The sequence below is a fragment of the Dactylosporangium sp. NPDC000555 genome, assembly GCF_040300025.1.
GTDB lineage: Bacteria > Actinomycetota > Actinomycetes > Mycobacteriales > Micromonosporaceae > Dactylosporangium.
In genome coordinates, this window is record NZ_JBEPDB010000051.1 from 1 (window position 1) to 12,204 (window position 12,204).

At 71.3% G+C, this 12,204-nt stretch carries 10 protein-coding genes and 1 pseudogene; 6 read left to right on the forward strand and 5 right to left on the reverse strand.

Going from position 1 to position 12,204, the window contains the following annotated elements; all coding sequences use genetic code 11:
• The 4 genes and pseudogenes from ABT297_RS26800 to ABT297_RS26815 form a co-directional block, all read left to right on the forward strand.
• Window positions 1-1,570 (forward strand): annotated as a pseudogene (locus ABT297_RS26800) (hypothetical protein); the annotation flags it as partial.
• Between the two features lie 13 nt (window positions 1,571-1,583).
• Window positions 1,584-1,799 carry a hypothetical protein gene (locus ABT297_RS26805; RefSeq protein WP_344613228.1) on the forward strand — a complete coding sequence of 72 codons (216 nt, stop codon included), beginning with the start codon at window positions 1,584-1,586 and terminating at the stop codon, window positions 1,797-1,799.
• 44 nt (window positions 1,800-1,843) lie between these two features.
• Window positions 1,844-2,977: a hypothetical protein gene (locus ABT297_RS26810; protein WP_350554468.1), complete on the forward strand. Its 1,134-nt coding sequence runs from the start codon at window positions 1,844-1,846 to the stop codon at window positions 2,975-2,977.
• A 107-nt stretch (window positions 2,978-3,084) separates the two neighbouring features.
• Window positions 3,085-3,435 (forward strand): hypothetical protein, encoded by a 351-nt coding sequence (locus ABT297_RS26815; protein ID WP_350554470.1) that lies wholly within the window; start codon window positions 3,085-3,087, stop codon window positions 3,433-3,435.
• A 4-nt stretch (window positions 3,436-3,439) separates the two neighbouring features.
• Here ABT297_RS26815 and ABT297_RS26820 read toward each other — a convergent pair whose 3' ends face one another.
• The 3 genes from ABT297_RS26820 to ABT297_RS26830 form a co-directional block, all read right to left on the reverse strand.
• Window positions 3,440-5,551, reverse strand: coding sequence for a putative bifunctional diguanylate cyclase/phosphodiesterase (locus ABT297_RS26820; RefSeq protein WP_350554472.1), 2,112 nt, complete (start codon window positions 5,549-5,551; stop codon window positions 3,440-3,442).
• A gap of 12 nt (window positions 5,552-5,563) precedes the next feature.
• Window positions 5,564-6,373 carry an SAM-dependent methyltransferase gene (locus tag ABT297_RS26825; RefSeq protein ID WP_350554474.1) on the reverse strand — a complete coding sequence of 270 codons (810 nt, stop codon included), beginning with the start codon at window positions 6,371-6,373 and terminating at the stop codon, window positions 5,564-5,566.
• A 98-nt stretch (window positions 6,374-6,471) separates the two neighbouring features.
• Complete coding sequence (locus ABT297_RS26830; RefSeq protein WP_350554476.1) at window positions 6,472-8,319, reverse strand: bifunctional metallophosphatase/5'-nucleotidase; 1,848 nt, start codon at window positions 8,317-8,319, stop codon at window positions 6,472-6,474.
• 263 nt (window positions 8,320-8,582) lie between these two features.
• Here ABT297_RS26830 and ABT297_RS26835 point away from each other — a divergent pair, with 263 nt between their 5' ends.
• Both ABT297_RS26835 and ABT297_RS26840 read left to right on the forward strand, forming a co-directional pair.
• Window positions 8,583-9,575, forward strand: a complete 993-nt coding sequence (locus ABT297_RS26835) for an NAD-dependent epimerase/dehydratase family protein (RefSeq protein WP_350554478.1) — start codon at window positions 8,583-8,585, stop codon at window positions 9,573-9,575.
• A 377-nt stretch (window positions 9,576-9,952) separates the two neighbouring features.
• Window positions 9,953-10,876, forward strand: a complete 924-nt coding sequence (locus ABT297_RS26840; RefSeq protein ID WP_350554580.1) for a sigma-70 family RNA polymerase sigma factor — start codon at window positions 9,953-9,955, stop codon at window positions 10,874-10,876.
• Between the two features lie 66 nt (window positions 10,877-10,942).
• Here ABT297_RS26840 and ABT297_RS26845 read toward each other — a convergent pair whose 3' ends face one another.
• Together ABT297_RS26845 and ABT297_RS26850 are read right to left on the reverse strand one after the other, a co-directional pair.
• Entirely contained in the window at window positions 10,943-11,356 is a 414-nt protein-coding gene (locus tag ABT297_RS26845) for an Rv0361 family membrane protein (protein WP_350554480.1), read from the reverse strand.
• Between the two features lie 53 nt (window positions 11,357-11,409).
• The gene (locus ABT297_RS26850) at window positions 11,410-12,192 is read right to left on the reverse strand and encodes a methyltransferase domain-containing protein (protein ID WP_350554482.1); all 783 of its coding nucleotides are present in this window, start codon (window positions 12,190-12,192) and stop codon (window positions 11,410-11,412) included.
• Window positions 12,193-12,204: the final 12 nt, after the last annotated feature.

Consider the following 12,204-nt stretch of genomic DNA (forward strand, 5'->3'; position numbering starts at 1 on the left):
CACCCGCGCCCGACCCATGCACCTCGGCCCGGGCCCGCCGGTCGTGCGGCGCACGGGCGCCGACGCGGTGGTCGTCTTGTCGGGCAGCCTGCGGCTGCCCGACGGCGTCGAGCTGCACCGCGGGGCGATGATCGGCCCCTTCGGCGACGGCTCGCCCGGCCAGGTCGCCACCGCCCGCACGCCGGCCCGCGCCTGGCTGCTGCCCGCGGTCGCCGGCCTGCCGCTCCTGCTCGGCCGCCAGGCCGCCACGATCCCTGGCGGCGGCCGCCGCCCGATGTCGGGCGCGCATCCGGCGTCGACCTACCCGCCGCTCGCCGCGCCGCCCGGTCCGCCACCCCCCGCCGACGACAGCGTGGACCGCGGCTTCGAGCGCAAGCTGTGGTGGCTGCTGGTCCTGCTGCTGTTGTTCGCGCTGTTGCTGACCGGCGCCAACCTGTTCACCGGCCCGGTGTGGGCCGAGATGCCGACCGACAGCGCCCTGGCCACCGTCATGCGCGGCGGCGCGACCGTGCGGATCAACGGCGTCGAGCGCCCCATGACGCGCGATTCCAAGGTGTACGTCCAACACGGCGACTCCGTCCGCGTCGACGCCCGGTCGACCGTGACCCTGACCTTCCGCGGCGGCAGCGCGACGGTCCTCTGCGCCGGCGCCGATGTGCGGGTCGGCGACCTGTTCAGCGGCCGGCAGACGCCGATCGAGCCGGTCGCCGCCCTGACCCTCGACGGGGGCCGCCTGCTGGTCGACACGACGAGCACGACGACCGCGTTCAAGCCGCTGCGCCTCGCCATCGGCACCGTCACGAACGAGGGCGCGGCGCGCTTCGCCCTGTCGGCCGGCGACGACCCGGAGGTCGGCCGAGGCGTGGTCAAGCTGGACGGCACGGTCGTCGAGCCGTCCAACCGGACCGACCTGAGCTGCGGCGACGGCGTGGCCCTGCCGAAGCCCGTCGGCACCCCGGCGGTGACCGCGTCCCCGGCCGACACCCCGTCGGAGTCCCCGAGCCCGAGCGATTCCCCGTCCGAGTCGCCCTCGCCTTCACCGTCGCCCTCGGCCTCCGAGACGCCCGGGGCTACCCCGACGAAGACGACAAAGGCCCCGACCCCGACGAGGACGACCGCCGGCCCCACGACGACCACCGCGGGCCCCACGACGACCACCGGCGCGCCCCCGACCACGACCACCGCGCCGCCGCCCGATACGACCGCACCCACCGTCGCGGTCCGTGCCGCACCGAGCAGCATCTACCGGACGTATGGCGGAAGGCCCTGCTGGATTGGTGCGCAGCCGCCATCGACGCCGACCACGTCGAGTGTGACGATCGCCGGCTCGGATGACGCCGGCACTGCGGGCCTCACCATCCGGTCGCTGACGTACACGCTCGGGAGATCCACGCAGGCGCTGCAGTATTCCGGCGGCAACGGAAAGTGGTCGGCCACGCTCGGATCGTTCCCGGGGGAGGGTCCGCAGGACACCATCACGATTACCGTGGTGATCGCCGATGCCGCGGGCAACGTGTCGAAGGCTGCCAGCGCCTCTGTGGCCATCAACCAATGCACCATCCTTCGCTGACTAGGAGAAGAACGTGCTTTGTTGGTTCTGCGCAAAGGCGGCGCGGGGGTCGTGCCGGTTCTGCGGCCGTGGGCTGTGCGAGGACCACGCGAAGTTCGGCCCCTACCTGCTGGAGGTGCACCGTTCGCAGAGCCGCGGCAGGGCCGAGGGGCTCGTCGTCGAGGACGCGGTGCAGTGCGGGACCTGCCGGCCGCGGCCGCAGCCGATCCCGATGCCTGAGCTCGACTGACCGGTCGAGATACCGAAAATCCGCTCAGAATGGGGGGAAGTGGGATGTCAGACTTCGACGAGGTGCTGGAGCGCCTGCTCAGTGACCCGGCCTTCAAGGCGCGGCTGGCGGCGGACCCTGCGGGGGCCCTGGCCGAATACCGGCTGACCCCCGACGAGCTGGACGTCCTGCGGTCCCAGGTCGGCGATGCCGGCGGGCAGACCCACGTCGAGCAGCGCACCAGCAAGGCCAGCATGTTCGGGGTGTTCTCCTCGATCGGCTCGGGCCTGGGCGACGTGCTGCAGGGTCACGGCGGCGGCGTGAGCGCGCACGGGCTCGCCGGCCACGCGCCGAGCGGTGGTGGCGCCGCGGTGGGGCATCACATGCATGATCTCGTCGAGCAGCAGCACGGCGGGCGGCACGCGGCGGTCGAGCCGGCCGACCACGGCTCCGGGTCGATCGGCCGGCAGCTGGAGGACATCGGGCGGGGCGGTCGGCACGCCTCCGCGGGCCTCGAAGAGGTGCACACGGAGAGTCACGTCGAGTCGCACACCGAGTATCACAGCGAGGTCCGCTCGTCTGGCACGGTATACCAGTCGAGCACGTACGCCGGCGGCACCCCGCAACAGCCGCCGGGCGGCCAGGGCGTGGCCGCGGGGCTCGCCGGACTGGGGGCCGAGGGCGGCTCGGGCGGCGCGGCCGGTGGCGTGGCGGGGGGCCTGGCCGGGGACCTGGCGGGGCTCGGGGAGCACGCGGCGCCGGGCGGCCACGGCGGCATCGGCGCCGGGCTGGGTGACATCGGGCAGCACGCCGGCGGGCAGGCCGGGTTGGGGCAGGCCGGTGAGCAGGCCGGCGCGGCGGGTCACGGCGCCGGGATCGGCGCGGGCCTCGCGGGGTTCGCACAGCACGCCGAGCACGCGCAGGTGCCCGGCGCGGCGCCGACCGACGGCTACCACACGCGCGTGGACTGGGACGGCGACGGGCGCTGGGACCAGCACACGTATGTCAACCGCGCCGACGGCGGCGTCGACATCGTGGTGGACACGGACGGCGACGGACGTCCCGAGTTCGTCGGTCACGACACCAACCGGGACGGCCTGATCGACTCCGCCGAGGTCGACACCAACCATGACGGGGTCATGGACGCCCGCTACGAGGACGTCAACGGCGACGGCTGGCTCGACAGGCGGACGCGATAGCCGTTTCGAGGTGAGTGGCACGTATCGGGGATCAGGGCGCTCGGATCGGCACCTACCGTTCTAGAGGTACCTCATGAGAGGGACCTGAGGGAACCGGGAGCGGGTTTATGGGCGACTTTGACCTGGGCTGGGGCATGGAGCACGATCTCCACGTCGACCACGACGGCGGAGTCGACCATCTCCTCGCCGACAACCACCACTACGACCAGCACGACTTCTCGGACGGCAGCCACGACGCCACGGGCGCGCACGACCTTGGCGATGTGGCGGAGGCCGACCAGCACGAGGAGCCCCTGCGGCTCGACGGGCAGGAGCTGGACGTCCCGGAGTGGCAGCTTGACACGGAGTTCCTGGACGGCCACTACGACCTGGTCGGCGCCGACCCGGACGAGAACGACATGTGGTCGCAGTTCATGTCGGACATGCACGAGGAAATCAACCCATACGCGGCGCAGTAGCTGGTCAGAGCTTGATGGCGGATGCCGGGCCGGGACTCGCGTAGTACCAGCCCTGAGCCGTGTCGCAGCCCAGCTCCTGCAGTCGCGTCGCCTGTTCGGCGGTCTCCACGCCCTCCGCCGTCACGCTCAGCTTCAGCGTGTGCGCCAGGCCGATCACCGCCGCCACGATCTCCTGGTCGACCGGGTCCGGGCGCTCCGGTGGGCGCAGACCCGCCACGAACGAGCCGGCCAGCTTCAGGCTGTGGACGGGCAGATTGCGCAGGTACGCGAAGTTCGAGTAGCCGGTGCCGAAGTCGTCGATGGCGATGCGCGGGCCCAGCGCGGCCAGGGCGTTCAGCGCCTCGATCGGGTCGCCGCCCGTGCCCATGATGGCGCTCTCCGTGAGCTCCAGCTGCAGGCCCGACGGCGGCAGGCCGGTCTGCTCGAGGATCGTGTGCACATCGCGGACGATGGTGCGGTCCCGCATCTGCCGTACCGCCAGATTCACGCTCATGACGGGCGCCCGGTCCTGGACCGCGCGCCGCCACTCGGCCGCCTGCCGGCACGCCTCTTGCAGCACCCAGCGACCCAGGGGCACGATGAGCCCGGTCTCCTCCGCCATGCCGATGAACGAGTCCGGGCCGAGCACGCCGAAGCGCGGGTGCCGCCACCGGACCAGGGCCTCGACGCCGGTGGTGACGCCGTCGCTGAGGCGGACCAGCGGCTGGTACTCCACGAAGAACTCCCGCCGCTCGAGCGCGGCCGGCATGCTCGCCGACAGCTCGTAGCGGGTCACCTCGCGCGCGTGCCGTTCGGCGTCGAAGAGGGCCAGGCGGTTGCGGCCGTCGGCCTTGGCCCAGTAGAGCGTGGTGTCCGCGGCCTTCATGAGCTCGCCGGTGCTGGTGCCGCGCAACGGCTGCTCGACCACCCCGATGCTGGCCGAGATGCTGATCTCGTGCCCGCCGACGTGGACCGGCGCCCGGACGGTGTCGAGTGCCTTCTCGGCGACCGCGACCACGTCCTCGATGCCGCCGCACTCCTCGACGAGCACCACGAACTCGTCGCCGCCCATGCGCGCGACCAGCTGGCGGTCGACGCCGATCGAACGGTCCAGGCGGCGGGCCACGGTCTGCAGGAGCTGGTCGCCGACGTCATGGCCGAGCGTGTCGTTGATGACCTTGAATCCGTCGACGTCGAGGTAGCACACGCCGACCCGGGAGGCGTCACCTTCGGTGGCGGTGTCGATCAGCTCGTTGAGCCGCTCGAAGAACAGCGTGCGGTTGGGCAGCTGGGTCAGCGGGTCGTGTAGCGCCTGGTGGCGCAGGCGCTCCTGCAGCAGGTGCCGCTCGGTGATGTCCTCGACCATGGCGACCAACCAGCGCGGGCGGCCGTCCTCGTCGTGGATGACCGAGGCGACCAGGTCGGTCCAGACGTGGTGGCCGTCCTTGCGGACGTAGGGCTTCTCGATGCGGAACTGGTCGCGCCCGCCCTCCATCAGCTCCGCGAACATCCCGACCGCGATGGGCGGGTCCTCCGGCAGGATGAAGTCCTCGAAGGCCATGGAGCGCAGCTCGTCGGCGGTGTACCCGAGCATGTCGCACAGCGCCTGGTTGACCTCGACGACCTGGCCGTCGACGGTGCTCACGCTCATCCCGATCGCCGCACCGGCGAAGATCGCCTGAAACCGCGCCTCGCTGACCCGGCGCCCCTCCTCGGCGCGGGCGCGGGCCCACAGCGCCGCGGTGCGGATCTCCTCCTGCTCTTCGAGCACCCGGTCGCGCAGCGCGAGCGCGTAGCCCGAGGCCAGCGCCCCCTGGACCCGCGCGACCCGCTTGACGGGGGCGTTGCCGAACTGCTCGGCGAGCACCGTGAGGGTGCGCTCCAGCGTGGTGGGCTCGGTGAAGTGGGCGGCGACCAGCGTCGAGCCGATCTCGCGCACGTCGGCGGGGTCGAAGACCTCGGCGGTCAGCGCGTGGATGAGCCGGGTGGCGAGGCTGGTCAGGAAGTCCTGGACCTCGACGCCGTTCATCGACACGTAACTGGTCCCGGCGATGGCCAGTGACCAGGCGCGCGCCAGACGTTCAGCGGCGCGGTGCGGGCGGTCCCACGACGTTGGCGTGGGGCTGATGGCGGTCATGGTCGGTGGGCGCTAATCCTTGCGCGCCACGGCCGCGCTTCCGATCGAGTTGCCGTCGGCCGGTGGCTCCTCGTCGCCGTCCGGCCGCCAGGCGTGCGTGGCCACGACGCCGGGCTCGAGCAGGGTCAGATCGCCCAGCAGCGCCGTGACCTGCTCCTTCGAGCGCAGGATCAGCGGGGTGGGGGACTTGCGATACATCTGGTAGGCGTCTTCCTCGGCCGGGGTGAGTGGTCGGTCGAGGCCGGCGTGCGACAGCACGATGTGGCTGCCCGGCGCCCCGGCGGCGGCGTATCCGGCGACGATGTCGGCGGGGCGCAGCTCGTCGGGCACGAAGTGCAGCACGGCGACGAGCAGGAAGGCGACCGGCCGGGAGAAGTCGATCAGGTCCTGCACCTTCTGCTGGGCCAGCACGCCGGCCGGGTCGCGCAGGTCGCCGGAGACGACGGCGGTGCCGGGCGTGTCGGCGAGGATGGCCCGGCTGTGCGCGACGGCGACCGGGTCGTGGTCGACGTAGACGACGCTGGCGTCGCCGATGCCGGCGTCGGTGATCACCTCGTGCACGTTGCCGACGGTCGGGATGCCGGAGCCGAGGTCGAGGAACTGCCGGATGCCCTGGCGGGCCAGCTCACGGACCGAGCGGCGCAGGAACGCGCGGTTGCTGCGGGCGAGCGTGGCGACGGCCGGCATCGCGCTGAGCACCTGCTCGCCGAACGCGCGGTCGGCGGCGAAGTTGTGTGAGCCGCCGAGGTAGTAGTCATAGACGCGGGCCACGCTCGGCCGGTCGAGGTCGACTTCTGCCGGGGCCCAGCTTGGACGGTCCACAGATCAACACTCCTCGACCTAGTCGGCTACCAGCGATGCGAGCATACGTGTGGGCGGGCGGCGAGAAAACCCAGGCCGCCCGCCCACGCCGCGTTGGATCAGGCGACCTTCGTGTAGCGGTCCGCGGTGCCCGGCGCGATGGGGCCGGTCGCGAGGTGGGCGATCAGGGCGTCGACGTCGAAGCCCGGCGCGGTGACCCGGCCCGTCCCCTTCGCGAGGGTCAGGAAGCCGTCACCGCCGTTGGCGAGAAAGTCGTTCGTGGTCACCAGGTAGGTGGCCGCCGGGTCGAGGGCGACGCCGTTGAGCTTGATGTCGCTGACCTTGGACCCGACCGGCGCGGAGGCGCTGTAGGTGTACGTGAAGCCGGCCGAGACCTGCAGCATGCGCTGCACGGTCTGGCCCTGGAAGCCCACGAACTGCTGTTCGAGGACGTCCTTGAGCTGCGCGCCGGTGAACGACTGCGTGACGACCAGGTTGTTGAACGGCTGGACGGTGAACGCCTCGCCGTACGTGACCTGGCCCGGGGCCTCGCCGCCGGGGGAGTTGGCGTACACCAGCGACGCCCGGATGCCGCCCGGGTTCATGAACGCGATCTGCGCGCCGGCCGACTTGGTGTACGCGAGCTGCGCGTCGGCGATCACGTCGCCCAACGGGGACTCACCGGCGGCCGACGTGGTGGTGGTGATGTCGGCCGTGATGCTGCCGATGACCTTGTTGGCCAGCGGGGCGACCGCGGCGCGGTACTTGTCGGCGATCTTCTTGACCTTCGGGTCGACCAGGGCGGGGTTGCGCACCGGATTGCCGGCCGCGTCCCTCTGGTAGGTCCCGTCGGGGTTCTTCACGCCGTTGGCGACGATCACGTTGCTGGCCGACGCGTCGACGAACTTGCGCGTCTTCTTGTCCAGCGTGACGCGGATGTCGGTCACCAGGGTGCCGGCCGTGCCGGCGCTGGTCACGAGCGAGTTGGCGCCCGAGGAGTTGGGCAGCTCGCAGGTGTAGAAGCGGTGCGTGTGACCGGAGACCACGACGCCGTACGCCGGGTCGAGGCCCTTGACGATGTCGGTGATCGGCCCGGCGAAGTTGGCGCAGCCCGACGGGTCCAGCGGCGCGGGCGGGCTGCTCTGCAGGCCGCCCTCGTGGATCACCAGCACCATGGACTTGATGCCGAGCCAGCTGAGGACCGTCGCGTACTTGTTGGCCGTCTCGACCTCGTCGTGGAACTCGACGTTCTTGATGCCGGCCGGGTTGACGATGCCCGGGGTGGCCTCGAGCGTCATGCCGACGTAGGCGACCGGCACGTTCTCGTAGAAGCGGATCGTGAACGGCAGCAGGATCGGCAGGCCGGTCGACCTGTTCGTCACGTTGGCGGCGAGGTAGGAGAACTTCGCCCCGGAGAACCCGTCGCCGTCCTGGCAGCCGTCGGTCGGGTGGCAACCGCCGAACTGCATGCGGTAGAGCTCGGTCACGCCCTCGTCGAACTCGTGGTTGCCGACGGCCGCGATGCCGACGCCCATCGCGTTGAGGACCTCGATCGCCGGCTCGTCGTGGAACGCGGCGCTCACCAGCGGCGAGGCGCCGATGTTGTCGCCGGCGACGACCGTGTCGCTGTCGTGCACGCCGGCCTTCTTCGCGGCGCCGCGCAGCTGGGTGAGGTACGTGCTGAGGTACTCGGAGCCGCCCGCGGGCACGCCGTTGATGAGACCGCCGCTGCCGGTCGGCGGGTCGATGTTGCCGTGGAAGTCGTTGAAGCCGAGCAGTTGTGCGGTGGTGGTCGGCCCGGTCTTCTGGGTGAATGCCACCTTGGCCGGGGTGAGCGGCGTCCACCGGTCGGTTCCGGGGGCGGAGCCACTCTTGGCCAAGGGCAGCAGTGCGACAACGGCGACGGCGAGCGCGGGCACCGCGAGGTGCTGCGCGACACGCCAGCCGCGGGCGCGGGGCTGAGCCATGATCTCTCCTTTTGGGGGGACACATGCGTCGGTCGTCATCCTTCCGAAGGCATCGATCGCGCGCGAGCACGACTTGGGGTCGGATTGGTGTCCTGCGGGTTAAGGAGAGGGTTCATCGCAACGGCCTATGGGCCGGGCCGCGCAGTCGTCCACTATGGACGCGGCGGCCGGGGCGCCCGAGCCCGTGCGCGTTTCGTCCTGGGCGGATCCGCTGCGCGCGAAACGGGCTGTGCCGGCTCCCGGCGAGCGTGAATCATCGGTCGATGAAGATGCTGGTACTCGGTGGAACCGTGTTCCTCGGGCGCGCGGTGGTGCGCCAAGCACTCGCCTGCGGCCATGACGTCGTCTGCGTCGCCCGGGGCGAGTCGGGTGAACCGGTTGAAGGCGCTCGTTTCGTCCGGGTGGACCGGGACGATCCCGGCGGCCTGGCCGCCGTGGCCGGCGAGTTCGACGCGGTCGTCGACGTCGCCCGGCACCCGCACCACGTCCGGCACGCGGTCGCCGCGCTCGCCGGCCGAGCCGGGCACTACACGTTCGTGTCCAGCGGATCGGCGTACGCCGACACCGCCACGCCGCACCAGGTCGCCACGTCCGCGCCGCTGCTGCCGCCCGGCTACGACGCCGACCCGCGCGCCGACGCCGAGTCGTACGGGCGGTGCAAGGTCGCCTGCGAGCGGCTCGCCGCCGGCGGCTTCGGCGCCGGTCGGACGTTCGTCCTGCGCGCCGGGATGATCGTCGGGCCGGAGGACCCGACCGGCCGGTTCGAGTACTGGGTGCGCCGGGCGGCCAGGGGCGGCGAGGTGCTCGCGCCGGGCGGGCCGGACGATGCGGTCCAGCTCGTCGACGTGCGCGACCTGGCCGACTGGATTCTGGCCGCCGCCGGCGCCGGGCTGACCGGCGCGTTCGACGGCATCGGCGCGCCCATGACCAGGCGGGAGTTCCACCAGGCGCTCGCCGAGGGCGCCGGGGTCCCGCAGGCGCCCACCTGGGTCACCCAGGAGTTCCTGCTCGAGCGCGGGGTGGCGCCGTGGAGCGGGCAGCGGTCGCTGCCCTTCTGGCTCCCCCTTCCGCAGTACGCCGGGTTCATGGACCGCGACGTGACCGCCTCGATCGCCGCCGGCCTGCGCATCCGGCCCCTGGCGGAGACCGTCCGGGACACCCTCGGCGCAATTCGTGACAGATCACACATCGATACGCCCAACGGGCTGGGTATCCACGAAGAGGCCGAGTTGTTGCAGGAATGGCTCGCCGGGTAGTAGGTGGTGGTGAGCTTGCGCAAAAGGCTGTCGCAGGGCCGACAGCTGCCGATGGAGAACCGTGCCCGAGCTGCGTCGGGCGCCCCAAGCACCGGCGTTCCCAGGGAACTCACAGCGAATTCAGGCGTCTGACGGGCAGGAACACCACGTATCACTTGTTGCAACCGAAGCGAACCGGAGCAGCCTCCCGAGCGTCTAGGTAAGTGGTGCAACTCTCAGGGGCCGTCACCGAATCGCCCCTGAGGGCGGAATTCGGAACGCGCTTTGACTGTTGTGTGGGGGGCATACCCCGGGGGGCACCCGTTTTAGCAGGGTGAAACGGGGAAGGCGAAGGATGGAGCGGGGAGGGGCCCGAAGTGGAGAACGTGAAAGTGGAGATGCGACCCGACTCAGGTGCCGAGGAGCGCGACCTGGTCGGCGTGTACCTGCATGAGATCTCCCGCACGCCGCTGCTCGACGCCGCTTCTGAGGTCGAGCTGTCCAAGGCGGTCGAGGCTGGGCTATACGCGGAGCACCTGCTGGACAGCGACGAGGTCCCCGACGGCGTGACCGCCGCGGAGCTGCACCGCTTGGTGGCCGAGGGCGAGCGGGCGAAGGACCGGTTCATCCGGGCCAACCTGCGGCTCGTGGTGTCGATCGCCCGCCGCTACGTGCGGTCCGGCATGCCGATGCTCGACCTGATCCAGGAGGGCAACACCGGCCTGGTGCGGGCCGTCGAGAAGTTCGACTATGTCCGTGGCTACAAGTTCTCGACCTATGCGACGTGGTGGATCCGCCAGGCGATCAGCCGGGCGATCGCGCAGCAGGAGCGCACGGTCCGGCTCCCGGTGCACCTCGTCGAGGACGTCAACCGGATGCGCAACGTCGCGCGTCAGCTGACCCGCGAGCTGGGCAACGAGCCGGAGCCGGAGCAGCTGGCCACCGCGCTCGGGGTGCCCGTCGAGCGGGTGCACGAGCTTATGCGCTGGTCGCAGGACACCGTCTCGCTCGACACTCCCGTGGGTGACGACGGCGACACCAACCTGGGTGACCTCGTCGCCGACTCCGACGCCCCGTCGCCGGAGGACGTGGTGCTGGCCGCCCTTGAGCGGCAGCGGATCGAGGGCCTGCTCAACCACCTCGACGACCGTTCGGCCGGCATCATGCGGGCCCGTTACGGCCTCGAGGACGGGCGGGAGCACTCGCTGACCGAGGTCGCGACGCGGTTCTCGCTCTCCCGCGAGCGGATCCGCCAGCTGGAGATCCAGGCGCTCGGCCGGCTGCGTGAGCTGGCCCGCGCCGAGGGCCTGCAGGCGGCGTAACCCCTGAACTGCCAGAAGCCCCGGGTCGAGGCGACCCGGGGCTTTTCGTTGTGCCGGTGCCGGTCGTCAGTACGGATCGCCACATACCTTCCAGGCGCCGTTCTCCTTGCGCATCGCGAACTTGTGGTCGCCCTTGCCGCCGCTCTTGTACGTGATGTTTGCCGTGATCGAGGCGGTCTCGACGCCGCTCTCGTTGCTGTACGAGCCGCCCCAGCTGAAGTCGTGCGAGGCCGGCACGTTCTTCTTGACGATCGAGGCGAACTCCTCGGGGCCGTAGTTCGTCTGTGCGGTGCGGCACAGCAGCGCGTACGCCCCCTCGTCGTTGCCGGCCTCCAGCGCGGTCAGGAAGTTCCCGGCCGCGGCCTTCGGTTCCTTGGTGGCCGAGTTGATGATGAAGAAGAGCCCGGCCCCGCCGCCGCCGCAACACAGGACGACGACGCCGATCAGGCTGAAAATTATGATCTTCGCAGTTTTACTCACGCGCGCCAGCGTAGGGACACCGGTCAACGCGCGATGTAAACCACCCGACGCGGTCAGGCACGATGTCCGACGACGAACAGCCGTGGGAAGGGCAGGATCGTGCCGAACGGCTCCCGGGGGTACCGCACCCGCAGCTCCTCCCGGACCTCCGCGGCGAACGCCTCGGCGTCCTCCGGTGACAGCGCGTCGAGGTAGGGCCGCAGGCCGGTGCCCCTGAACCACTCGAACACCGGGTCGTCGCCCGGTAGCACGTGGTAGTAGGTCGTCTCCCAGGCGTCGACCGTGAGGCCCGTCACGCTGAGTAGCCGTACGTACTCCGCTGCCTCGAGCACGGGCGTGGCCGAGCGCGGCCCGGTGGCCTCCAGCGCGCCGGCGAGCAGCGGTGCCCAGCGCGGCCGGCTCGCGACCCGTCCGAACCCGGGGTCGTGCGTGGTGATCGGCACCTGGAAGGCGAGCGTCCCGCCGTCGTCCAGCCCGGCGGCCCAGGCCGGCAGCAGCGCCTCGTGGTCGTCGACCCACTGCAACGAGGCGTTGGCCACGATCACGTCGACGGAGCCGCGCTGCGGGCGCCACTGCCCGGCGTCGCCGAGCCGGAAGCGCAGCTGCGGAGTCTGCAGCTCGGTGGCTGCGGCGATCATCTGCGGCGAGGAGTCGATGCCGAGGATCGCGGCGTCCGGCCAGCGCTCGGCGAGCGTGGCGGTCATCGTCCCGGGCCCGCAGCCGAGGTGCACGACCGCGACCGCGCCGGTGGTCGGGATCCGGGCCACGAGTTCCCGGAACGGCCGGGCCCGCTCCTCGGCGAAGCGGTTGTACTGCTGCGGGTCCCACGAGGCCATGTCCCAATGATG